The 21,844-nt window shown below is 64.5% G+C and carries 23 protein-coding genes and 1 pseudogene; 15 read left to right on the top strand and 9 right to left on the bottom strand.

The window, feature by feature from the left end; translation table 11 throughout:
• Positions 1-2 precede the first annotated feature (2 nt).
• Positions 3-890 (bottom strand): DUF4344 domain-containing metallopeptidase, encoded by an 888-nt coding sequence (locus CEX88_RS07505; protein ID WP_238381995.1) that lies wholly within the window; start codon positions 888-890, stop codon positions 3-5.
• Between the two features lie 199 nt (positions 891-1,089).
• On the bottom strand, positions 1,090-1,743 hold the full coding sequence (locus CEX88_RS07510; protein ID WP_094292993.1) for an SDR family oxidoreductase: 654 nt from the start codon (positions 1,741-1,743) through the stop codon (positions 1,090-1,092).
• Positions 1,744-1,810: 67 nt separating this feature from the next.
• Between CEX88_RS07510 and CEX88_RS07515 the strand changes: the two genes are divergently transcribed.
• Both CEX88_RS07515 and CEX88_RS07520 read left to right on the top strand, forming a co-directional pair.
• Complete coding sequence (locus CEX88_RS07515) at positions 1,811-2,149, top strand: ArsR/SmtB family transcription factor (RefSeq protein ID WP_202931398.1); 339 nt, start codon at positions 1,811-1,813, stop codon at positions 2,147-2,149.
• A gap of 44 nt (positions 2,150-2,193) precedes the next feature.
• Positions 2,194-2,688 carry an SRPBCC family protein gene (locus CEX88_RS07520; RefSeq protein ID WP_066845797.1) on the top strand — a complete coding sequence of 165 codons (495 nt, stop codon included), beginning with the start codon at positions 2,194-2,196 and terminating at the stop codon, positions 2,686-2,688.
• Between the two features lie 22 nt (positions 2,689-2,710).
• Here CEX88_RS07520 and CEX88_RS07525 read toward each other — a convergent pair.
• Positions 2,711-4,065, bottom strand: a pseudogene (locus tag CEX88_RS07525) (acetamidase/formamidase family protein).
• A gap of 187 nt (positions 4,066-4,252) precedes the next feature.
• Between CEX88_RS07525 and CEX88_RS07530 the strand changes: the two are divergent.
• From CEX88_RS07530 to CEX88_RS07540, 3 genes are all read left to right on the top strand, one after another.
• The gene (locus CEX88_RS07530) at positions 4,253-4,588 is read left to right on the top strand and encodes a hypothetical protein (protein WP_094292995.1); all 336 of its coding nucleotides are present in this window, start codon (positions 4,253-4,255) and stop codon (positions 4,586-4,588) included.
• 231 nt (positions 4,589-4,819) lie between these two features.
• Positions 4,820-5,494, top strand: a complete 675-nt coding sequence (locus CEX88_RS07535) for a LuxR C-terminal-related transcriptional regulator (protein ID WP_094292996.1) — start codon at positions 4,820-4,822, stop codon at positions 5,492-5,494.
• Positions 5,495-5,645: 151 nt separating this feature from the next.
• Positions 5,646-5,873, top strand: a complete 228-nt coding sequence (locus CEX88_RS07540) for a hypothetical protein (RefSeq protein WP_094293112.1) — start codon at positions 5,646-5,648, stop codon at positions 5,871-5,873.
• Positions 5,874-5,885: 12 nt separating this feature from the next.
• Here the strand turns inward: CEX88_RS07540 and CEX88_RS07545 are convergent, their stop codons facing one another.
• Positions 5,886-6,425 carry a hypothetical protein gene (locus CEX88_RS07545; protein WP_126315825.1) on the bottom strand — a complete coding sequence of 180 codons (540 nt, stop codon included), beginning with the start codon at positions 6,423-6,425 and terminating at the stop codon, positions 5,886-5,888.
• A 16-nt stretch (positions 6,426-6,441) separates the two neighbouring features.
• Between CEX88_RS07545 and CEX88_RS07550 the strand changes: the two genes are divergently transcribed.
• Positions 6,442-8,052 carry a cysteine peptidase family C39 domain-containing protein gene (locus CEX88_RS07550; RefSeq protein ID WP_126315824.1) on the top strand — a complete coding sequence of 537 codons (1,611 nt, stop codon included), beginning with the start codon at positions 6,442-6,444 and terminating at the stop codon, positions 8,050-8,052.
• Positions 8,053-8,057: 5 nt separating this feature from the next.
• Here the strand turns inward: CEX88_RS07550 and cynS are convergent, their stop codons facing one another.
• Positions 8,058-8,507, bottom strand: a complete 450-nt coding sequence (gene cynS / locus CEX88_RS07555) for a cyanase (RefSeq protein ID WP_094292999.1) — start codon at positions 8,505-8,507, stop codon at positions 8,058-8,060.
• Between the two features lie 94 nt (positions 8,508-8,601).
• Here cynS and CEX88_RS07560 point away from each other — a divergent pair, with 94 nt between their 5' ends.
• The 4 genes from CEX88_RS07560 to CEX88_RS07575 all read left to right on the top strand — a co-directional run bounded on the left by CEX88_RS07560 (position 8,602) and on the right by CEX88_RS07575 (position 11,755).
• Positions 8,602-9,963, top strand: a complete 1,362-nt coding sequence (locus CEX88_RS07560; RefSeq protein WP_094293113.1) for an NAD(P)/FAD-dependent oxidoreductase — start codon at positions 8,602-8,604, stop codon at positions 9,961-9,963.
• A 111-nt stretch (positions 9,964-10,074) separates the two neighbouring features.
• Positions 10,075-10,689, top strand: a complete 615-nt coding sequence (locus tag CEX88_RS07565; RefSeq protein ID WP_066845819.1) for a hypothetical protein — start codon at positions 10,075-10,077, stop codon at positions 10,687-10,689.
• Positions 10,686-11,243, top strand: coding sequence for a hypothetical protein (locus CEX88_RS07570; RefSeq protein WP_082961740.1), 558 nt, complete (start codon positions 10,686-10,688; stop codon positions 11,241-11,243). The genes CEX88_RS07565 and CEX88_RS07570 overlap by 4 nt, the downstream gene beginning before the upstream one ends.
• The gene (locus CEX88_RS07575) at positions 11,240-11,755 is read left to right on the top strand and encodes a hypothetical protein (protein WP_238381984.1); all 516 of its coding nucleotides are present in this window, start codon (positions 11,240-11,242) and stop codon (positions 11,753-11,755) included. The genes CEX88_RS07570 and CEX88_RS07575 overlap by 4 nt, the downstream gene beginning before the upstream one ends.
• Here CEX88_RS07575 and CEX88_RS07580 read toward each other — a convergent pair.
• On the bottom strand, positions 11,712-13,028 hold the full coding sequence (locus tag CEX88_RS07580; RefSeq protein WP_094293114.1) for a hypothetical protein: 1,317 nt from the start codon (positions 13,026-13,028) through the stop codon (positions 11,712-11,714). The two genes, CEX88_RS07575 and CEX88_RS07580, sit on opposite strands and share 44 nt — an antisense overlap.
• A 178-nt stretch (positions 13,029-13,206) precedes the next feature.
• On the opposite strand from CEX88_RS07580, the gene CEX88_RS07585 reads away from it, so the two are divergent.
• Both CEX88_RS07585 and CEX88_RS07590 read left to right on the top strand, forming a co-directional pair.
• Positions 13,207-13,887: a TetR/AcrR family transcriptional regulator gene (locus CEX88_RS07585; RefSeq protein WP_094293116.1), complete on the top strand. Its 681-nt coding sequence runs from the start codon at positions 13,207-13,209 to the stop codon at positions 13,885-13,887.
• A complete protein-coding gene (locus CEX88_RS07590) occupies positions 13,884-14,822 on the top strand; it encodes a R2-like ligand-binding oxidase (RefSeq protein WP_094293000.1) in 939 nt (312 codons plus the stop codon). The genes CEX88_RS07585 and CEX88_RS07590 overlap by 4 nt, the downstream gene beginning before the upstream one ends.
• 17 nt (positions 14,823-14,839) lie before the next feature.
• Here the strand turns inward: CEX88_RS07590 and CEX88_RS07595 are convergent, their stop codons facing one another.
• Both CEX88_RS07595 and CEX88_RS07600 read right to left on the bottom strand, forming a co-directional pair.
• Positions 14,840-15,454, bottom strand: a complete 615-nt coding sequence (locus tag CEX88_RS07595) for a YdcF family protein (RefSeq protein ID WP_238381985.1) — start codon at positions 15,452-15,454, stop codon at positions 14,840-14,842.
• Positions 15,455-15,696: 242 nt separating this feature from the next.
• Positions 15,697-16,398, bottom strand: a complete 702-nt coding sequence (locus CEX88_RS07600; RefSeq protein ID WP_094293001.1) for a hypothetical protein — start codon at positions 16,396-16,398, stop codon at positions 15,697-15,699.
• A gap of 491 nt (positions 16,399-16,889) precedes the next feature.
• Here CEX88_RS07600 and CEX88_RS07605 point away from each other — a divergent pair, with 491 nt between their 5' ends.
• From CEX88_RS07605 to CEX88_RS07615, 3 genes are all read left to right on the top strand, one after another.
• The gene (locus tag CEX88_RS07605) at positions 16,890-17,387 is read left to right on the top strand and encodes a hypothetical protein (protein WP_126315823.1); all 498 of its coding nucleotides are present in this window, start codon (positions 16,890-16,892) and stop codon (positions 17,385-17,387) included.
• Positions 17,388-17,704: 317 nt separating this feature from the next.
• The gene (locus CEX88_RS07610; RefSeq protein ID WP_238381986.1) at positions 17,705-19,087 is read left to right on the top strand and encodes an alpha/beta hydrolase; all 1,383 of its coding nucleotides are present in this window, start codon (positions 17,705-17,707) and stop codon (positions 19,085-19,087) included.
• A complete protein-coding gene (locus tag CEX88_RS07615; protein WP_094293003.1) occupies positions 19,084-20,631 on the top strand; it encodes a serine hydrolase domain-containing protein in 1,548 nt (515 codons plus the stop codon). Before CEX88_RS07610 ends, CEX88_RS07615 begins: the two co-directional genes overlap by 4 nt.
• Positions 20,632-20,972: 341 nt before the next feature.
• Here the strand turns inward: CEX88_RS07615 and CEX88_RS07620 are convergent, their stop codons facing one another.
• Entirely contained in the window at positions 20,973-21,782 is an 810-nt protein-coding gene (locus tag CEX88_RS07620) for a class I SAM-dependent methyltransferase (protein WP_202931399.1), read from the bottom strand.
• Positions 21,783-21,844 lie beyond the last annotated feature (62 nt).

A 21,844-nucleotide genomic window follows, 5' to 3' on the forward strand; every position in this document is an offset into this window, starting at 1 on the left:
CGCTATTTGAAGTAGGGATCGAGCAACGTCGACCAAGCTTGATCGAGTTGTTCCCACTCCGCTGGGCATCCCGACGCCCGCTCCTCGGGGAGCTGACCGCTTGAGACGAGGTCGGCGTTGGCCTTGGGATCAGAGCCGTAGATCCAGCACTCCAGGTTGTACATACGGGTCTCATCCAGCGAGTGCTCGTCGGCGAAGTCGTCTGCGGTCAGCTCCGTGGCCTGCGCACCGGAGGCGCCGAATGCCCGCGCGAAATCCTTGACCGCCTGTACCGATTCGGGGTCGGCATGACCGTCTTCACCGGGCGCCAACAGCACGAAGGCAGCGAGCTGATCGGCCACGTCCTCCTCGCGCCCGGTCACGGGAAGGTCGTAGATGCTGATCGCCATGTGCCCGACCTCGTGGTAGAACGTCGCGTACTCGGAATTGAGCGCCGACGCCTTCGGATCGGGGTCACCGGCTTCGGTAAAGACTCGCTGCGCCCAGTCCACATCCTCATAACAGAGGGTGATGGTGTTGTCGTCGGCGCTCCAATAGGCGTTGGGCTCGTCGCACTGCGAGCCGCGCAACGAAATGTTGTGGGGCAACTTGAGCGTCTCGTTGATGTCATTGGCGAGGGCTTCGAGCAGTTGATCGTCCTGCATGATGTTGCGCCCATTCGTCGCTTCGGGGGTGGTGGCCATGTCATAGAAGACGACCATCTCGCCGTCGGCGGGCGCGCTCGGGTCCGGTGGAGGGTCTGGGTTCTGCGCAGCCGGGGACCCCTGGGAGGTAGGCGATTTCGCCGCGTCGTGGGTGTCCGCCGCCTCTCCTCCCGAACTTCCGCATCCCGCCGCCAACACTCCCGCGGCAACGAGAGCCAAAACTCGTGACGGCGTCGCCCAGCGCACAGGCTCTCGTGCTGGTTCGTGTGTGGTCAAGCGCGGTGTCCTTCCCGGGGGCCGCTCGGCGTGCGACGATTGCGCCGATCGTATGACCGCAGCGCCGGGAATGGGGGCCAGACGACCACAGCGGTGTCGGCTCCGGTGGACTTTTCCGTCGCGCAGTTGACTGGGCGACCGGATTTGCAGCCTTATGGCTAAGAGGTGCTCACGCGTGGCGCGACAGTGCCTCGGCGATCGGGATGTCCCCGTTGTTGAACTCGACCGTGCGCCCAATGGTGGCCTCATCTGCCAGGCAGGCAGCGGCGACCAGCGCAACGTCTTCGCGGGAAACTTCGCCGCCGACCGCGTCGGCACCGACGGCGATCCGGCCGGTGGATGGCTCCAGGGTGAGGCGGCCCGGACCCAGTATCGTCCAGCGCAGACCGCTGGACCGAAGATGCGCATCGGCAGCGGCCTTGGCCTCGGCATAGTGAAAGAACGAATTGTCTTTCGGCACACCGTGATCAGGGCTTGCGCCGAAGTACGACACCATGATGAACCTGGCCACCCCCGCACGTTCGGCGGCATCGATGATGCGGATGGCGGCATCGCGATCCACCGCATAGGTGCGAGTCGGGTTGCCGCCACCGGCGCCGGCGGTAAACACCACGGCGTCATGTCCCTCGACGATTTCGGTGAGGGCGTCGACGTCCAGCGCCTCGATATCGCCCACCAGTGGCTGGGCCCCGGCCACCATCACCTCTTCCGAATGATCCGGGTTGCGAAACACCGAGGTCACTTCGTCTCCGCGCTCACTGAGGATCCGGGACAGGTGCAGGGCCACCTTGCCGTGGCCACCGAAGATCGAGATGCGAGCCATACCTCCACGGTAGCCTCTCGCACATATTCCTTGACAGGAATACGTCATGGGCCCTAGCGTCAAACCCGTGCAGTCGACGGTCTTCGGAGCTCTTGCCGAGCCAAGCCGCCTGAAAATCGTCGAATTGTTGCGTGCTGGGCCGCTTTCGGTCGGCGAGATCGCCGAGACACTCGAAATTCGCCAGCCGCAGGTCAGTAAGCACCTTCGGGTGTTGGGTGATTCGGGGATCGTCGCCGGCCAACCCGTGGCTCGGCGGCGGATCTACCACCTGGAGGCCGCACCGTTCGAGGAGATCGGCCGCTGGGCCGAATCGTTCGCGCAGCTCTGGGAGACGCGCCTCGACTCGTTGGGCAGATATCTCGAGTCCATCGCTGAAGGCACTGAGGACCGGGCCGATGACGACTGACCGCTGCACCGCTTGACCGCCGATCGACACAAGGAGGATTCGCCATGCTGATGCAGATGTTCAAGAAGACCAAGAAGCTGAACCTCGAACGCTCGTACCGCGCTCCTATCGAAACCGTTTGGCAGGCTTGGACGGACCCCAACATGGTGCGGGAGTGGTGGGGTCCGGAGAAGACGTTCGTGCCGGAATGTGAGATCGACCTCGTGGTCGGCGGAAAGATCTACATCGTCATGGAAGCGGGCGAGGCGATGGGTAAGTACCAGGGCACACGCTGGCCGATGAGCGGCACCTTCACCCGTATTGAGGAACGCGCGCGCCTGACGTATGACGCGCGATCGTGGACCGAGGGCGAGGAAGAGGGGTCAACGATCGAGCACGTCAACGACGTCATCCTCAGCGAGAAGGACGGGATGACGGTCGTCGCGCTGAACGTCACTATCACCAACATCGGCGCGAAGGCCAAGATGGCCGCATTCGGCATGAAGTGGGGTTACAAGGCTCAGCTGGACAAGCTCGACAAGTACCTGTCACGAGGGTGACAGCACCGCCACGGCGTCCGTCTCACACCGCGAAGTGCGATTTGTAGATCTGGCCATGCACGCCAACGGTTCGGTCGACCACTTGGGAGACAACGAAATCGGATGCGGCCGAGAGGTAGGCGTAGGCGGTGGCGCGGTCCATCCCCTGGTCGTTCTGCAGGAAGTCCAGGGCGTTGACCACCGCCCGGCGCATCGCGATGTTCAAAGCGCTGCTGCTGCCTCCGATTGCCCCGTCGGGATCGGACAGTCCTATTGGCACCCAGGCGGATTCGGTTTCGGCGAACGGATAGTGATATGCGACCGATGGCGCATCTCCTGATCCCGGCTTACAGACCGTCAGGCGGTAGGTGCCGCGCAGAGAGCCCTCCATCGCGGTGAGCGCCACTTCACCGTCCCCCATGGCCATGTGGGGATCGCCGGCGTAGAACCGGGCCCCCTCCGCGAAAACAGGTAGGTAGAGCGTGGAGCCCTCGCCAAGCAGCCGGATGTCGATATTGCCGCCCCCAACGGTTGGGGGAATCGAATTCGCGGTCGGCGCAGTGATATCCCGGTCCTGGGAGAAGGCGACACCCATCAGGCCCATGAAGATAACAGCGGGAACCGCACGCGCGCGTCACCGTAGGACATGACGCCGTGGCCGTCCTCCACGGCGGTGAAAGTGGAGACATTGCCGTACTCGACGGGGTTCGCGTTGGGCCTGTGATCGGTGGCCACGGGCGGCATCACTTCCTCGATACTGATGCCGTCCGGGGCGGATCCGTCCGCCTTGCGAGCGAGCGCACCTTTACCGTGCCGGCTCGAGACGACACCATAGGGCACCCGCGGAATAGCCTGTAGCGTCTCGATTTTCAGGACATCGCCGGGCTGAGCACCTTCGACGAACACCGGGCCGGTCACCACATGCGGGCCGTCCTTGTCGAAGTTGCGCGGTGTGCGGTCGTATTCGGATGCGACGACAATGGCGTCCTGCAGGACGTCGGATTCGCTGACGCCCTTACCGCCGAAGTACTCGACCGGATTGCGGCCCTGATCCTCGAGGATGCCCTCGTGGGAGACGGTGTCCACGGTGATCGTCTGCTCGGAACGCATCCGAATCACCGGCGTGGCATGCACTGTCGGCACATAGCCCCACAGCACCTGGTCGGGTGTCGAACGCAGATAGTGGTCGCCGGCGATGTCACCGTGGTCGGGTTGGAGGATCTCGAAGCGTCCGGTCGTGGTGCCGGTCGCTGCGGGAGTGTCACCCGTGGCACAGGCGGCCGCGACGGCGCCGATGCCCGTCCCGGCACCCACCGCTGCCACCGCGCGAACGAAATCGCGACGCCCGATCCCTCTGGCGAGGGTTTCGGCGGCGGCTTCGGCGAACAACTCATTCATTTGCACAGACTCCCGGGTTGTCGGTCGCCCGAAGCTATCCACGCGGTGTTGCGTCGATGTTGCCGTCAGGTTCGAAACCGTTGACGTCCAGACGCGGAGGCGGTTCGATCCCGACTCAGCCGAAACGAAACCACCCGATCGCGAACGGTCTAACGTCACAGACATCGTGGGTGCAAGGAGGTGTCGGATGCGCGGTCAACGTTTCATCATTTCGGTGGCGGGCGTGGTGACTGCGGCGACCATCGGGGCCCCGACTGTCGCGCACGCTTCCCCTCCTCCCCCGAGCCCGGATCAGGCCAGCGCCGAGTGGACGATCACCGACGGCTATCTCGTCAAGCAGATCGGATGCACGCCGGATACGCCGGGTGACCCGGTCTCGATCTCCTGGGATCCGCCGGGCTTCGTCCAAGCCGTCGGCGGGACAGGAATGATCCACGACGCCAATCCCGCCCTCGGCGGACAGTTCTCGGCCCGCTGGATCCCTTCGCCCGGCTTCTGGGACGTCGAATACCAGTTCTGCTGAGACGTCTCGGCGTACCAGACGTTGCCTGCTGTACCGCGCCTTGCCGCCCGGGGGGCCTGGCGTTTATTCGGGTTTCAATCAGTACAGTTATGGGCAACCATCCGCCTGACGCACAGACGCTCACCGTTCCATGAGTTCGATTTAGCGCAAACCGAACTCGGGGGCGGCGTAGCAATGCTTTCATAGGCAAACAACTGCAGCGGCGACTGTACGACATAGGGGGTCTGCGGCATGCCACCGCCGGACGACGAGGAGCGTTCGATATCGGTCGTGGTGGTCGGCAATCAACGCGTCGTATACGCGGGTATCGAGTCGTGGTTGAGGCGCAGCCACCCACGCGCAGAGATCATCGGCCATTTCACCAGTCCAGCCGAGTTCACGGCGGCATACCAGACCGCCGCGCCCGGGCTGGTGGTGTTGTTCGACCTGCCCTGCGACGGCGGCGGCCCGGACCTCGATGCGCTACGCCAGGTCTGCGGCGCAGGCCACCGCGTCGTCGTCTACACCTGTTCGTTCAACGACGACGTCGTCTCCGCCACCCTCGACGCGGGGGCGGTCAGCTGCATCGCCAAACATGAACCCGAACACGTGCTGGCAGCGGCCATCGATGCCGCCCACACCGATCGGCCGCACGTGGTCACGAGGACGGCTCCGACCTTGCACAGCGGCCGGCAGAAGGCACGGCCGGAGCTGACGCACCGAGAGCAGCAGGTGCTCATCGCCTGGTTTCAGACGGAGAACAAGAATGCGGTCGCCGAGCGGTTGTACATCGAGCCCTCCACGGTCGCGACTCACCTGCAAAGGGTCAGGGCGAAGTATGCGGCAGTCGGCCGGCCTGCGCCGACCAAGGCGGCTCTTGTTGCTCGAGCGATCCAGGACAAGATCCTCAGCGTCGACGATCTGTGAATCCGTCCGGTAGTCATCTGAACAGATGAACTAATAACTTTTTGCCGCCGGGACCATAACGGTTGCGTTAATAATTCTCAATCCGCGCGCGCGGCGAAATGCCGGCAAATAGTGCGCGGGGGTCGAAGCAGCAGCTATGGAAGGCACAAGCATGAGAAGAATGATCGCCGCGGGCGCGCTGACAGTGGGTGGGTTCCTCACCCTCGGTGTCGGCGTCGCACACGCTGACGAGGTTCAGGTGGAGGGTGGCTATTCGACGCTCGAGGCCTGCAATGTCGACGGCCCCAATGTCGAGATCGCACAGGGTGACGCCAATTACGGGCATTGGGATTGCCGTCAGGGCGGCGACGGTCTCTGGTACGTCTGGCTGAGCAGCTGATGATCCGCCAGGTCAGCGGTCCGACGGAGGTGGCGGACCGCTCGTGAATTCGGCAAGGGTGGCGTTACGGGTCGGGGCCGTTGCCTTCTCGCTCGGTGTAGCGGGGTTGGTCGGCACCTGCGGCATGGGGACGGCGATCGCCGACGACGGAGGACAGTCGTCCTCCAGTTCATCGTCGAGCTCGTCATCCGGGTCTTCGGGTTCATCGGGGTCGACGAGCTCGTCATCCGGATCGACGGGCAGCACGCCGTCGGGGTCGACGGGTACATCGGAGTCTTCGTCGGCGACTAAGGACGGAGCTTCGGAGTCGACGGGCAGTTCCTCGACGTCGACCGTCTCGGGAACAAAGCCCAGGACATCTGTCGGTGCGGGACGCTCGACGACAACGCCCACCGCAGATGCATCCGAGACACGCTCCACGAAAAAGTCGACAGCCGAGCGGCAGTCCGCGGACTCATCGGCGAAGCAGTCAGCGACAGAGTCGGCCAAAGAGTCGGACGCAGCTGCGGCCGCGTCGACACCGGCTGCGAGCACTGTCGGCGAGGTCGACACCAGTTCGCCTGTGCTGGTGGATACTTCGGTTCCGCCGGCCGACCCGGTCGTTTCTGAGGCCCCGATCGAGCGGGAGCAGAAGAAGAATCGATCCGACCGCGTGCCCACCGACTCTTTGGTGACCCCGCAGAGGACCACCGCGACCGCTGTGGGGGCGACGAGCGCGAGCCGACCCGAGGACACCATCAGCGCTCGATCCCTGGCACACGTAACCGATTCCGGCCCAGCCGATGTCACAGCATCGGCTGAAATCATCGGTGTCGAGGCCGCCGCCGAAGCCAGCACGCTGGTGATCGAGGCCGAACTGGTGCCCTCGGATGGTTCCGGTGCCGACAACCACCGCACTGTGGTGGCCCAAGCACCCGACGCCGGACCCTCGACAGCGTCGACCGGCATCGTGTCGGGCCTGCTGTCGGCGGTCGGTGTCGGCTCACCACTGTCCGCAGTTGACGGGCCGGTACAGCCACTTCCGGGCGTGATCCTGGTGGGCTCGCTGGACCTGGTGCGCCGCGATCTGGAGCGGATGAACGATGACCAGTTGGCCATCGACACCCAGCACGTCACCAACACGCTGACCGCCGAAGTCCCCCCGGAGGAATTGGTTCCCGTCGCGACGACGACGACCGATTCGGACACCGAACACCCGTCGTGGTCGGTACCCGATGAACTGACCGTGGAACCCACCGCAGCCGAACGGGCCGCAGCGTTCTACAAGGCCCGAGACGTGCGCATAGAAGCATTCATCGTGGCCCAAGCTGCCCGCACAGACGCGTTCAATGAGCAAGTAGAGACGCAATATGCGGACAACCCCCTCGGTGCGCTCGTCGGCAGCGCGGCGTTCGTGGTCTCCGAACTGGCCCACACCGCAGCGGTCGTCGTGACCGAGTTCGTCAACTACATCTCCTACGCCGTTACCGAATTCATCCACGGACTGTCGGATTGGTTCACCGCCCCAGCCGTCTTCACCGGCATGTACGGCGACCCGGAAACAAACAAGCAGTACTGGCAAGCGCAGTCGTATCAGAACTGTGTGTTGATGTCGTCGGCGATGATCATCAATCAACTCAAGAACACCCCAGAGATTCCCGACGAAGAGGCCATCATACTGAAGGCACAGGAGCTCGAGAGCGTTGTCAACCCGGGTAACCCGATGTACGTGGACACCACCCAGGACGGCGTCAACATCAAAGATGCTGTGAAACTTCTGGATGCATACGGAGTGGCGGCCACTGTCACCGAGTACGACAAAACGGAGGGCAACCTGGCGTTGAGAGCGGTCGCCTTCGCGCTGGAAGACAAGAAGGCGGTGTCGGTCGGACTCCACGGGGAAACCATCTGGAGCGCTGTCGAAAACCGGCCGATGCCTACGGGCGCCAACGCCGCAGATCACCAGGTGGTCGTCACGGGAATCGACTTCGACGAGCGGGTCGTCTACCTCAACGACAGCGGCTTCGCCGAGCAGGGGAAGAATATGAAGGTCCCGCTGGACGCCTTCATGAAGGCGTGGCAGACGGACGACTACGAGACGATCATCGCGGAGCTCAAACAGCCGAACACATCAGAGACCGATCCCGGCGTCCACCGGATTTCCAGTCCCGATTCCGGCGTTCTTCTACAGGTGGCGTAGCCGCGTTACCAGCGATAGTCGAGGAACTTCCCGTCGAACGTGACCACCACGCGGTCTCCGTCGGGATCCTCACGGCGCCCGACGTCGACCTTGAAGTTGATCGCGCTCATGATGCCGTCACCGAACTCCTCGTGAATGAGTTCCTTGATCGCGGGTCCGTAGACGGCGAGCGCCTCCTGGAACCGATAGATGGTCGGATCGGACAGTAGCGCCGGGTCGATACCGCGGGCGGGTTGGAGCTGCAAGCTCTCGCCCACCGCGGCGTCGAGATCGAGCAGGGCGCAAACCCGTTCGGCCTGCGGTTGCGTCATCGGATGTTGACCGAGCAGCGCGGCGACACACCACACTCGCGGCGCATCCAAAGCATCAGCGATCTCGGTCCAGCTCACGTTCTTTCGGGTCTTGGCGGCGACCACCAGTGCCGCTGCGTCGGACTTGGTCATGATCGGGGTCATGCGCTGACCTTATTCGCCTCGGGGCCGCCGGTGCGCGTTCATCGGCGTCCGGCGGGCTTCGGACGGCGCAGAGCTGGGTAATACCGTTGCGATGATGAGTTCGCAGCGACCCAGGGCTTTGATCATCGGCGGCGGATTCGGTGGTTTGTTCTGCGCGCGTCGATTGGCCAAAGCGGATGTCGACATCACCCTGCTCGACCGCTCCGCCGACCACCTGTTCCAACCGCTGCTCTACCAGTGCGCGACCGGCAAGCTGAGCATCGGCCACATCAGCCGTCCCCTCCGCGAGGAGTTCGCCCGATACGACAACATCAAGCCCCTGTTGGGCGAGGCGATCGCACTGGACCCGTCCGCGCGCACCGTCACCGCACTACGGCCCGACGAGACGACGTTCGTCGTCGAGTACGACGTCCTCATCCTGGCGGCCGGTATGCGGCAGTCGTATATGGGCAATGAGGAGTTCGCGCACTGGGCGCCGGGTATGAAAACGCTCGACGACGCGCTGGAGATCAGACAGCGCATCCTCACCGCGTTCGAGATTGCCGAGACCCTGCCGCCCGGTTCGGAGCGTAGCGACTGGCTCACCTTTGCCGTCGCCGGAGGCGGTCCGACCGGAGTGGAACTGGCCGGTCAGATCCGGGAGATGGCCACCCGTACCCTGGCCAACGAATTCCACAGCATCCAGCCGCAAGAGGCGCGGGTGCTGCTGTTCGACGGCGGCCAGCGCGTCCTGAAGAAGTTCGCGCCCGACCTATCGGCGAAAGCCACCGAGACCTTGGCGGAGCTCGGCGTCGAGATGCACTTCGGTGTGCACGTGACCGATGTCCGGCGCGACGGCGTCACCGTCACCCCGAAGAACGGCGGGCCCGACAGGCAATTCTCGACGCGCACCGTGCTGTGGACCGCAGGCGTCGAAGCCGTCCCGTTCGCCCGTCATGTAGCCGAAACCCTCGGAGCGCCAACCGATCGCGCCGGTCGCATACAGGTCGAGCCGGACCTGAGCGTTGCGGGACACCCCGAGATCTTCGTGGTCGGCGATCTCGCCGGGCGTGACAAGCTGCCTGGCGTCGCGGAGAACGCGATGCAGGGCGGCCTGCACGCGGCGGCCTGTATCCGCCGTGATCTCGCCGGGCGACCGCGCCGCCCGTACCGCTACCGCGATTTGGGATCGGCGGCCTACATCAGCCATGGCAACGCGCTGCTTCAAGTGGGGCGCATCCGGGTGTCGGGATACCTCGGCTGGGTGGCGTGGGGCCTGATTCATATCGCGTTCCTCACCGGTGTGCGCAACCGCATCAGCACGGTTGCCACCTGGTTGGCCTCGATCGCACGTGCCGGCCGCTATCACCGGGCCTTCATGCTGGGCGCAGCGGATCGTCCCGAACAGCGCTACACGTACTCGACGTGGGACCTTCCAGAACCTGCACCGCCGCATTACCGCGCTTACCGTTCATGACCGTCGGCCCGAACGACGGGTGAGTGATCTGTCGACGTCCTTCCGGGAGTGTGACGGCAGCGCGGCAGAGGAACTGCGCGTCTGCCGCGGTTGCGATTAGCATCCACCAACGTGGGTGGCGAACCTCCGGTCCCCGTGCCGCGGACGCATCGGGTCGCGCAGAGGTTGTCCCGATTGAACGTCGCACAGATCAGACGGACCGCGCTTCTGCTGATTCTGGTGGCCACCGCCGCGTTCGGCGGCCTCGAGACCGTCGACAAGCAAGTCACCCCGTTCAAGGTCGCCGAGGAGTTCAGCGACGGCCAGTTCACGATCACGGTCGAGCGGGCAAGGTTCGTCCGCGAACTCAAGGGTGGGTTGGCCACCATCGGCGCTGCCGAACCCGGCAAGGTCTACCTGGGCGTCGTGGCAACCGTCGACAACACCGGCACCGTGCCAGGAGGTCTCCGCGATCTCCTCGACCTACAGGGTCTGCCCGGCAAGGAGATCTTCGGGACCTTCCGTCTGCGCGACGGTTCTGCGATCCAGAGTCTCGGACCCGGACTCACCGAACAGTTGGCGTTCACTTGGCAGGTCCCGGAATCCAGCGCAGTTTCGACTCAGGAGGTGACCATCCGGGTGTGGAAGAAGACGTTCACGCAGCTGATGGTCACCTACGGTGGCAAGGAATGGATCGACACGGATAACTACGGTCGGGTGGTCGTTCCGGTCCAGGGGCTGCCGTGAATCCGCGCACGCGCCGGGCGCTGACGGTGATCACGACAGTCGTTGTGATCGCGGCGGCCGCGGTGGTGTGGCAGAACCTGCCGACACCGCCGGACATCACCGGACCGTTCGACGTGTACGGCGAGGCGGGACAGCGTGCCGCCGGCCGCGACGTCGCGGCTACCGTCACCGATGTCCGTATCTCTTCGCAAGTGGATTCGGTTGCACCCGCGGGCGTTTGGGTGGTTGTCGACGCCACCCTGGAGGCACCGGTCACCACCGAACTACCCCGCAGTGACCTGATCGTCGGGCCGAACACGTACACACCCACCGATCGGTTTTTCCTCAAAACTCTCCGGGGGAACGTCAGGCCCGGCATCGCGCAACGCGGGTCGTGGGTGTTCGATGTCGCGCCGGCCCTGGTCGAGCCCGGCTCATCCGCACCGATCACGCTGCGGGTGTGGACGGGTTATGACGAGCAACTGGACTCGCGTCTTGTCATCGATGTTCCGCTCGCAGCCGCCCGCCGAGTACAGACCGTGAGACTCGAGGCTCCCTTGGAACGTGCGTCATGAGGAGATGGCTGTCGGCGCTGTGGGTGCGAAACCTGATCGGTGCCGTCGTCATGGTGGCCGCACTCGGCGTCATCATCGCGACCACACTGGGCGATCAGTGGACCACTTACCGCGACACGGTGGTTCCGGACGTAGTGGTGGCGAAGGGTGAGTCCGGCGGCGCCGGCGGATACACCTGGGAGGTCGACTCGGTGAGGCACTTGAACCGCAAGCCTTCCCGGTTCGGGCCGCAGCTACCCGAGGGCGCCGTATTGACGGTGGTGACGGTGGACATGTCGGGTCCGGCACGTGAGAACCCCGAAACCTGCAGCGCTGTCATCACCGACGGTCAGCGGCGGTGGGCATCGGAGAAGGCGGGCGGTTTGGGGCCGACTCCACCCGATGGTGTGGGGATCAGGTGTGAGAAGCCCGGCCCGGTGCAGTTCGCGTTCGTGCTGCCGCAGGATGCGGTGCCCGACGCGCTCGATGTCACGAGTGCTGACGGTCGGCTACTGGCGCGGATGATGTTGTAGGTTCCTGCTTTTCGAGTTGCTCAAGGCAGTACGCCACCGTGGACGCGATCAGGCAGATGCGAAGGGGCTCGATGATCAGGTGCGAGCCGAGCGCGATCGTTTCGGCGAAGCCGTACCAGAAGGGCAGCGGATGCGGACCGAGAAGCCATGCCACGAACCGGAATAAGTAGCCATTGCCCATCTCGGGCCGATAGAAAGACCCGGACATGTCGAGCCACGCCAAGCCGAGATAGCCCAACACGTACAGCGACAGGGCGAAGACTCCCCCGTAAAGGATGAGCCGTGCCGAATCAACGATGGTGCTGTAATTGCCCAGCTTGGAGAGCAGCCAGGAGCGCACCTTTTGGCCCAGCGTCTCGGGCACGTCCCAACCGCGCTCTTTGAGCATCTTGCGCCGCTCTGCCGCGCTGTTGATCACCCTGTCGGCGCGACTGCCCACAACGCGGCGAGCCGCGCGGCGCCAGTCGGGCATGGACACGCCGTAGACGATCCCGGCGACGGCGAGCCAGAGAAGCGGGATCGTGGCTCCACCGAATGCTGTCCGCAGCACCGCCATCAGGCCGTCCCACAAGGCTTCCAGCGGCGCGAAGTGCGAAAACAGTGCGGCCCGCGTCTCGTTGAACCACACCACGATTCGCCGTTCGGAGATCCAGCCCATCGGGTTGATGAGGAAGCCGACGCCCTCGCTGGCAGCGAAGCTCAGCGTGAGGAAGACCCACAGCGCGTCGACGTAGACGCGGACGGCGATCATCCACCCCGGCAGCTTGTCCTTGAGCTTGCTGAGCACATAACGCACGACCAGCGCCGACACGATGATCACCCACGTGGTGGTGCCGACGGGCAGTTGATCGGGATGAAGCTCGGTGGGCTCCGTGGATGTCAGCGCTTCGGTGACGGAGTCGGTGATGCGATAGTCGAGGGCCACCGTCTCGAACTCGATCCAGTCCTCTGCGAACAGCTTCCAGGCCAGATAGATCGCGAAGAACGGCACGATGATGTTGGCGAACACGTCGACGCTGCGCGCAGATCGCCGCGGCAGCGCCGCCAGCGCGGGGATGGCCGAGCGCAGCACCAAGAACATCGCGACGTACGAACCGAGCCGCGCCATCCCGGCGAACGGCATGATCAGCGCGGCCCAGACGTCGTTGTCCCAACCGGCCCAGGCCGCCAGCTCGATGGCGCCGCGACGACCCAGCCAACCGAGCAGGTACAGCGCCGCCAATTGAGGGAAATAGCGCCACCACAGGTCGAACGGCCGCAACACGGAGCGCACCGCCACATCCTAGGGCGGCGACGGTAGCGGCGACGGGCTGACGAGCTGATCCACCAGCCACCAGTGCATTTGGCACGGTCGCGCGTCGTCTCAGCACTGAATGACGATCCGGCCAGGCCCTCTTGACTGTGACGCCACTCACAGTAGTATGACCAGTGGTCATCGCTGGGAGGTGTGGATGCCGACTGTCACATGGGCTCGGGTCGACCCGAGCCGGCGCGCGGCTGTGATCGAAGCGGCGGAGGCAGAGTTCGGGGCGCACGGCTACTCGCAGGGCAGCCTGAACGTCATCGCACGCCGCGCGGGTGTCGCGAAGGGCAGCCTGTTCCAGTACTTCGCCGACAAGCGCGATCTCTACGCCTACATCGCAGATCTCGGCAGCCAGCGAGTGCGGTCGTACATCGAAGAACGAATCCGGGAACTCGACCCGAGCCGGCCCTTCTTCGAGTTCCTCACCGATCTGCTTGACACCTGGGTGGCGTACTTTGCCGACCACCCGCACGACCGCGCTCTGCATGCCGCGTCGAACTTCGAGATCGACACCGACGCAAGGGTTTCCGTGCACACCGTCCTCCATCGCCACTACCTGGAGGTTCTGCGGCCACTGGTGCGCGATGCACATGCGCGCGGTGACCTGCGCGCCGATTGCGACACCGACGCTCTGCTGTCGTTGCTGCTGATGATCTTTCCCCACATGGCGCTGGCCCCCTACGTGCGCGGCATGGATCCGGTTCTCGGGCTCGACGATCCCACTCCCGATCAGCCGGCACTCGCAGTGCGCAGGCTCGTATCCGTTCTGGCGCAAGCATTCTCCAGCAACAACCCAGCCCAAAGGACGACCAAGGAGGTCCAACGATGACACGAAAGAACTCAGCGTCACTCGACGCCGGTGGCCTCAACTGGGACAGCCTCCCGTTGAAGCTCTTCGCAGGGGGCAATGCGAAGTTCTGGAATCCCGCCGATATCGACTTCTCCCGCGACCGGGAGGACTGGGAGTCCCTGACCGAACTCGAGCGTGATTACGCCGCACGACTGTGTGCGCAGTTCATCGCCGGCGAAGAAGCCGTCACCCAGGACATCCAGCCGTTCATGGCCGCGATGCGGGCCGAAGGCCGTTTGGGCGACGAGATGTATCTGACCCAGTTCGCGTTCGAGGAAGCCAAGCACACCCAGGTGTTCCGGATGTGGTTGGACGCCGTCGGGCTGACCGACGACCTCCACCACCACCTCGATGATCTCCCGTCGTACCGGAAGATTTTCTATGACGAACTGCCGAGTTCGCTGGAGGCGTTGAACGCCGACCCGTCCCCCGCCGCGCAGGTGCGCGCGTCAGCGACCTACAACCACGTCATCGAAGGCATGATGGCGTTGACGGGATACTATGCGTGGCACCGTATTTGCGTGGACCGCGGCATTTTGCCCGGCATGCAGGAGTTGGTGCGGCGCATCGGCGACGACGAGCGGCGCCACATGGCCTGGGGCACCTTCACCTGTCGGCGTCACGTCGCCGCCGATGACTCGAACTGGACGGTGTTCGAGGAGCGGATGAATGAACTCATCCCGCTGGTGCTGCAGAACGCCGATGACGGGTCGGCCCTCTACGACGAGATTCCGTTCGGATTGGAAGCGGGCGAGATGAAGCAGTACGCAAGCGATAAGGGAATGCGGCGATTCGGCACCATCAGCAGTGCCCGGGGCCGCCCAGTCGGGGAGATCGACCTGGACTACTCACCGCTGACGCTGGAGGACACCTTCGCCGACGAGGACAGCAAGGCGCTGGCCGCCTCGGCGTAAACCGTGCGCGTTGCTCGTCATTGGCGCGTCATGAAGTACTGCACGCTGTGGTAAACCTCGCGCAACAACATCGGGATCTGCGTCTGGAGGGTCTTGTAGCGGCTACTGGGCGTCGGCGAAGGGTGCGCGTCAAGGCCCAATTCGGTGGCGATACGCGTGGCACGGCGCATGTGCAGCGGATCGCTGACGATGAGCACTCGGTTGATTTCATGTTCGGCGAGCAGCGGTCGGGCGTAGGCGAAGTTCTGCTTGGTGGTGCGCGAGCTGTTCTCGATGAGCAAGCGGACCGCCGGCACCCCAGCCTTGATCAGCCAGTCGCGGCCGGCCTCGGATTCGGAGAGCGTGTCTCGTTGTCCGACACCGCCCGTCAGGACGATCCAATCGACCTGGCCTGATTCGTACAGCGTGGCCGCGTGCCGCAGCCGCTCCTCGAGCACGGGCGAGGGTTCGTCGTCGTCGACGGCCGCGCCCAGGACGATGGCCGCATCCGCCGGCGCCGCGTCCGACCGTGCACTGAAAGCGCTGATATCGATGGCAAGGCTGAGGACACCTGCCAGAACCAGGGCCGAAGCGATTGTGATTCGTCGCAGACTTCCGACGAGCCTGCGTCGGATCGGCCCGACTGATCGCACCAGGCCACGATACTGGCGGTCGTCGCCGCAGTGATCTCGCGGCGCCGATGAATCCGCTGCTGCGTGCGGAGTAGTCGCCGTGGCGCGTCGCACAGGTCCCTCCGTCCCATGTGCTGAGGAGAACGCGAACAGAAGCTGGAACCGGACCGCCATCACCGCGGGGTCCGATCTATAAACGGAGCAAGGGCAGGTGTTCCACTGGAAACACCTGCCCCGCTCAACTCACTTGCTTGTCGTGCACCTCACTCGTCAATCACCTCGTAGCAGGCGGGTCCGCAGTTGGGGTCGTAATCGGGAGGGTTGGGGTAGATGCTGCCGGACGGGTAGACCATGCCGATTTCGTTGGGATTCGACGTGGAATCCGGAGTCGGGTGAGCGGTCTGCGGATCGTCAGCGGCCGGTGGTACGAGCTTGACGCCGGGAATCAGGTGGGCGTGGACGACGTCGTCACCCGCCGGCGAGGCCGCGTCGGCATGCGGCGCCGACGACTCAGCCTGCGGCGCGGACGACTCAGCGTGCGGTGCGGCGGCCGGTGGTACGAGCTCGACACCGGGAATCAGGTGGGCGTGGACGACGTCGTCACCCGCCGGTGAGGCTGCATCGGCGTGCGGGGCCGACGACTCCGCGTGCGGGGCCGACGACTCAGCGTGCGGCGCGGACGACTCGGCGTGCGGCGCCGACGACTCAGCATGCGGGGCCGACGACTCCGCGTGCGGCGCCGACGACTCAGCGTGCGGCACGGAGACCGAGCCGGCGTGATCCCCGGAGGAGGTCGTGGAGTGCGCCGACCCGGAGTCGTTGGCGGGCGCCGCGGACGCGGCGCCGGCCATGCCGAGGGCAGCTAGCCCCAGGGCCCCCGCGATGGCGGCAGCGGTGGCGAACTTCTTGACCGCGCCCAAGGTCGCGGCGGTCCCTGCGGGCTTGGTGAACGGGGTGTTGGTCATCGGATTTTCCTTTCGTGGAGCCACGGTCTTCGTGGTTGAAAAGAGAATCGGGCGTCGACCTCAACGGATCCTCAAAGCCTCCACTGATGCGTCACGACCGCACGAAACACGGCTTTCGGTCCGTCACCTGAAAAGGCGACCGACCCCCGCGGGTCGGCATCCAACGCGACGTCCACGAACATCTGGCCCGGGCCGCAGGTTCCAGGATGTCGCGGAGAACAACGCGGAGGCCGTGCCCCTGATCATGCGGCGTGTTCACGCCACGCACCCGTGCCGTCGTCGGTCATCGGTGCGACGATGCGAGGGTGGTTCGCGGGCGTGCTGAAAATCGCCGCTGAGCCCGCGCGCTGGGGTGGCCCGGTCAGGAAGATAAGTCCTTGCATTACAGCGTATCTGAGCCAATATCCAGGGAAGCAACTCTAAAAACGATAGGCGTCATAGGTCGCGTCGGTCCGGCGCCGAGGCGTGATTGCGGCTTACGCTTGCAGCTTGTGAGGTTGGAGTCCAGCACACTGGCCGCGTTTCTCACCGGCACCATCATGACGACTCTCTTGCTGGCCGCCCAAGCCGGAGGTAACCCCCTGCAGGAAATCGCATGGATTCTCCTTGGTGTGGGGTTGAGCCTGCTGACCCGCGCGTACGGGTTGCATGTCTCGAGCCACGAGGAGTCCGGAGGCGCACAGTACATTGCCGCCTTTCTGCGAAATGTCGCCAGTGGGTGGCCCGTCGTCGCGGCAGCCCTGCCCACTTTGGCCGTGCTGCTGCTCGCTGCAGCCTTTGACTGGCCCGACGATTGGGAGCATCCCGACGGTGGAGTCACCATCGGTTACACCACGGTCGCGCTCAACCTCAACGTGGTGTTGCTCTTCTTCTGGGGCGTGATAGCGGCTCGCCAGGCCAGCCTTTCCCGAGCATGGACGGTGGTCATCGGCTTTCTGAATGCGGGAATGGGCTGGCTCGTCGTCGCCGTCAACCTCGCGCTGAAATGACGGGCGATGGTAGACCGCGTCTCAGCGGAGCCCTTGGCGAGTTCGGCATATTTCTATGACCTGCGCTCGGTTCGTGTGTCAAGATTTCTACCGTGACGCGGGCGGAACCGTTTCCACCAGTTGACGGTTGGGCGCCCACCGCGCGTCCGGTGCGCCGGGTGGGGTTTGTGCTAACGCTCATCGTGGTCGTGGTTTGCGCCGCGTGCGGCAACTCCAGCGCACCGCACGCTGGCGCGCCGTCGCCGACAACACCGACAACGGTGGAACATCCGCCTGCGCAATTCGTGGCCGGGCCTTGCCCCGAAACACCGCAACCGGTGCCCGAGTTGAGAGGTGCCCGGTGCGGGGAATTGGTGGTGCCCGAGGACCGCACCAAAGCTGGCGGGCGCACGCTGCGTTTGGCGGTGGCGATCATTCCGTCGGAGACGCAGCCACCCTCATCGGATCCGATTGTGTTCCTCACTGGGGGTCCCGGCGGTGACGCGGTGGCGGATCCGCCGATTCCGAACGATGTGGGCATCAACCGCAGCCGGGATCTGATCCTGTTGTCGCAGCGGGGAACTCACTCGTCGAAGCCGGCGCTGACCTGCCCGGAGATCGATCGGTTCTACGCGCGCCGGGTCGGGTTGGTCTATGACGCGGCCTCCACCGGCGATCAGTATGTGCAGGCGGTGCGGGCGTGCCGCGACCGCCTGGCCCCGGAGGCCGACTTTGCGGCGTTCAACTCCACCGAAAGCGCATATGACCTTGCGGACCTGCGGACAGCGTTGGGTGTCGACCAGTGGAATGTGTTTTCGCATTCGTATGGCACCGATCTCGCGCTGATCTACATGCGGCACGACGCCGACGGGATCAGGTCGGTGACCCTCGATGGGGTGGCGCCACCCTCGGCCGCCACCCCCGGGTGGACGTGGAGCAGCGCCAGAGAGGCGTTCGACAACATGACTAATGCATGCGCGGCACAGTCCGCATGTCAGGCGCGCTATCCCGACCTCGCCGAGTCGTTCATCAGACTGGTCGATCGGCTCGAAGAGCGTCCAGTCACCACCACGGTCGCCGTCCCGTCGGTCGGCGACACCGAAGTCGTCCTCGACGGTGGCGCGCTGCTGAACTGGTTCGTCCCGCTAGCCACCCACTTTCCAGAAGAGTTTCCGGCCGCGATCGACGAACTGGCCCGAAACAATCCCAGCCGGATCGCCGAGCTGTACGCCGAAGTGTGGGCCAATCCCGAGCGGGTCGGGACCATGGGCTGGGGCTTGACCTTGAGCGTGTGGTGCCGTGAATGGGTCCCGTTCGAATCGGTCGAGGATCAACTCGAGAAAGCAAAGCAGGCCTTTCCGAAGTTTCCCGAGTCGGTTCGCGCCCAAGCGCCGCAACTGCCGTTCCTGCGCGACGCCTGCGCCGCCTGGGATGTGCCCAAGGCGCCCGATGAGATCCGGGCGGTCACCGAGAGCGCGATCCCGACGCTCGTCCTGTCGGGCAGTTACGACGGACAGACCGGGCCCCAGTGGGGTGAGTATGTGGCGCAACATCTCTCGCAATCCCACGTCGTGACGGTGCCCGGCGTCGCCCATGGCGTGTACACGAATGACTGCGGGGCGAAGGTGATCGCCTCGTTCTACGAAGATCCGGGTCGACCGGACACGAGTTGTGTCGGCGCGACACAACCACCTTCGTACGAGATCATTCCGCCACCATGACGACAGCGTCGGATGTCGCGGGGATATCGCGTCGCGGCCTGCTGGGCGGAGCCGTCGCCGGGGCCGCTGCGCTGGCGCTGTCCGCGTGTTCTTCGAGCCCTTCATCAGAACCCACGACGACCTCCGCGTCCGACGCGGCAACGGGATTCGACGAACTCGACGCCAAGATCGAAGAGGGTATGAAGGCCTATGCGATACCGGGGGTGGCAGTCGGCATCCTGGCGGGCGGCCAGGAGTACATAAAGGGCTACGGTGTCACCAATGTCGACCATCCGGTACCGGTCGACGGCGATACGGTGTTCCGTATCGGTTCCACCACGAAGACTTTCACCGGTACGACGCTGATGCGGCTGGTGGATCAGGGCAAAGTGGACCTCGACGCTCCGGTCCGCCGCTATCTTCCTGACTTCGCGGTAGCGGACCCATCTGCCAGCGTCACCGTCACCGTGCGCCAGCTTCTCAACCACACAGCGGGATGGTTGGGCGACGATCTGCAGGACTTCGGCCATGGTGATGACGCGTTGTCGCGCTATGTCGCGTCGATGACCCGGTTACCGCAACTGACACCGCCGGGAGCCGTATTCGCCTACAACAACGCAGGATTGGTCGTGGCGGGGCGGATCATCGAGGTCGTCACCGGGTCCACCTACGAGGCGGCGGTACGGAATCTACTGCTCGATCCGCTCGAGCTGAGGCACACCCGGTACTTCTCGGACCAGATCATCGGCTTCAATATCGCGGCATCCCACAACGTGGTTGACGGTAAACCCGTTGTCGACAACGGCTTCTGGGAGTTCCCGCGCAGCTGCAACCCGACCGGATCATTGATATCTAGCGTGCGGAATCAGTTGCGTTACGCGAGGTTTCACCTTGGTGACGGTACCGCTCCCAACGGCACTCGGCTGCTGAGCCAACAAGCACTTGCCGCGATGCGCTCCAACCCCGGTGCCGGCGGCACGCTGCAGGTCGAGCTCACCGGGATGGGGGTGACATGGATGCTGCGCCCCTCGGCCGAGAACGAGACGATCGTGCAGCACGGCGGCACCTGGCAAGGCCAAAGGTCGGGCTTCTTCATGGTGCCCAGCCGAAACTTCGCGATGACCTTGCTCACCAACTCCGAGGGTGGGGCGCAGCTCACGACCGATCTGTTCGCCGATGATTGGGCGCTGCGCCGGTTCGCTGGGGTCAGCAATATGCCAGCGGAACCGCAAACTTTGAGCGCGGCGGACCTCGCGCCCTACGAAGGGCGGTACGTGACGGAGCAGATCACCGAATCCGGCAGCCTCGAAAAGGTTGTCATCGAGTTCGAGGGCAGGGATGGCCGACTGCACGGCACCATGAGCGACCTGGCCGATCCCAGCACTCACCCCGATGAGGACGCCGACACCAGCGCACATCTGGGCTTCGCCTTCTACCGGCCGGACTATGGACTCGACCTGGGTCCAGACGGTCAAACCCTCGGCACCCGTTCCAATTTCGTGCGGGACCCGAACGGAAACGTCGCCTGGTTGCGCATGCACGGCCGCCTTTACCGGCGGCAATGATCTGACGAACAGCGTTCTGCGCTCGCCGCTTGCCGTTGGCCTATCGGCAGCGTCCGCAAGCCCTAAGGCGGTCGCGTAGTCTAACCGCCACCTGTGCTCGATTGAGTCCTGGCGATCGGCTTTCTCACGATGGTCGCAGCGTCGGATACCATTGTGCCGCTTGCCTGTTAGGCATCAACGACCGACGGAAACCGGAGGGAGTACGCCTTGGGGGCGTCGTGCACGGGTCGAACGGGTAGGCGAACGGCCGTCGATGTAATACCGATGGCAGTCACGATTGGTAAGGCCGACGATGAAGGCTTGCTCGATCAGGGGGCGTCTTGTGAAATTGCTTGAAGGTGCTAATTTTCAGCAGTTGCGACGACGATCGGCTGCTCGACGAGCATGCCGCCGCGATCGATGAAGTCTTGCCAGCGTGCAACGACCTCATTTTCAAGTTGTTGTCTGCGGTCGGCGCCCGCCGACATGACGACCCCTGCGATAGGTGTGACTTGAAGGTACTGCCACAGGAATTCGGCCGGCGGTGGTAGCCGCAACGTCTTCGTCATGGTTTTGACGGTCACGTCTTGGAAGTGGGCGACTTCCAGCAACTGGCGCAGTTGGGTCTCGCTCAGGGAGAAGACCGAACGTAGGAATCCGGGTAGGTCAGGGTTGATGTGACGACCAAGGGCGTCCACCATGATCTCGAAAAAGCGCGGCATGGTTCCCGGCGCGTTGATCGCGACGCGGCCACCCGGCGACAGCACGCGCCGCATCTCGCGGGCGGCTGCGGGCCGGTCGGGAAAGAACATCAGCCCGAGCTGACACAACACCAGATCGTAGGACTCATCGGCGAGCGGAAGAGCTTCAGCGCTTCCCTCCCGCCACTCGATCACGGCACCGGACGGTGCGGCGGTTGTGCGGGCAACCTCCAGCATTCCGGGGTTGAGGTCCACTCCGACGACTTTCCCTGTGGTCCCGACTCGTTCGGCGGCCAGGCGGGTGACGACGCCGGTCCCGCATGCGACGTCGACGACGTATTCACCCGGCTCGGGTGCCGCCACCTCGATGAGATCGCCGGCGAGCGGCGCGGGAATGAGCGGGACGAAGTCGCGTGCGTAATTCTCGGCTTCCGTCCGCCGGAGGTCACGGTAATCAACCTGTTGAGACATGGTCGGACGATATGAATCAGACCGCCGTCGGCGCATCGACCGAATTCACCATATCGCCGCGG

It is taken from the genome of Mycobacterium neumannii (assembly GCF_002245615.1).
In the GTDB taxonomy this organism is placed as follows: Bacteria; Actinomycetota; Actinomycetes; order Mycobacteriales; family Mycobacteriaceae; genus Mycobacterium; species Mycobacterium neumannii_A.

Excerpts from the sequence above, each read along its gene's own strand:
- CEX88_RS07535 (WP_094292996.1), top strand. The coding sequence starts at position 4,820 with ATGCCACCGCCGGACGACGAGGAGCGTTCGATATCGGTCGTGGTGGTC.
- CEX88_RS07585 (WP_094293116.1), top strand. The coding sequence starts at position 13,207 with ATGCCGACTGTCACATGGGCTCGGGTCGACCCGAGCCGGCGCGCGGCT.
- CEX88_RS07560 (WP_094293113.1), top strand. The coding sequence starts at position 8,602 with ATGAGTTCGCAGCGACCCAGGGCTTTGATCATCGGCGGCGGATTCGGT.
- CEX88_RS07590 (WP_094293000.1), top strand. The coding sequence starts at position 13,884 with ATGACACGAAAGAACTCAGCGTCACTCGACGCCGGTGGCCTCAACTGG.
- cynS (WP_094292999.1), bottom strand. The coding sequence starts at position 8,507 with ATGACCCCGATCATGACCAAGTCCGACGCAGCGGCACTGGTGGTCGCC.
- CEX88_RS07620 (WP_202931399.1), bottom strand. The coding sequence starts at position 21,782 with ATGTCTCAACAGGTTGATTACCGTGACCTCCGGCGGACGGAAGCCGAG.
- CEX88_RS07615 (WP_094293003.1), top strand. The coding sequence starts at position 19,084 with ATGACGACAGCGTCGGATGTCGCGGGGATATCGCGTCGCGGCCTGCTG.
- CEX88_RS07600 (WP_094293001.1), bottom strand. The coding sequence starts at position 16,398 with ATGACCAACACCCCGTTCACCAAGCCCGCAGGGACCGCCGCGACCTTG.
- CEX88_RS07575 (WP_238381984.1), top strand. The coding sequence starts at position 11,240 with ATGAGGAGATGGCTGTCGGCGCTGTGGGTGCGAAACCTGATCGGTGCC.
- CEX88_RS07520 (WP_066845797.1), top strand. The coding sequence starts at position 2,194 with ATGCTGATGCAGATGTTCAAGAAGACCAAGAAGCTGAACCTCGAACGC.
- CEX88_RS07510 (WP_094292993.1), bottom strand. The coding sequence starts at position 1,743 with ATGGCTCGCATCTCGATCTTCGGTGGCCACGGCAAGGTGGCCCTGCAC.
- CEX88_RS07530 (WP_094292995.1), top strand. The coding sequence starts at position 4,253 with ATGCGCGGTCAACGTTTCATCATTTCGGTGGCGGGCGTGGTGACTGCG.
- CEX88_RS07540 (WP_094293112.1), top strand. The coding sequence starts at position 5,646 with ATGAGAAGAATGATCGCCGCGGGCGCGCTGACAGTGGGTGGGTTCCTC.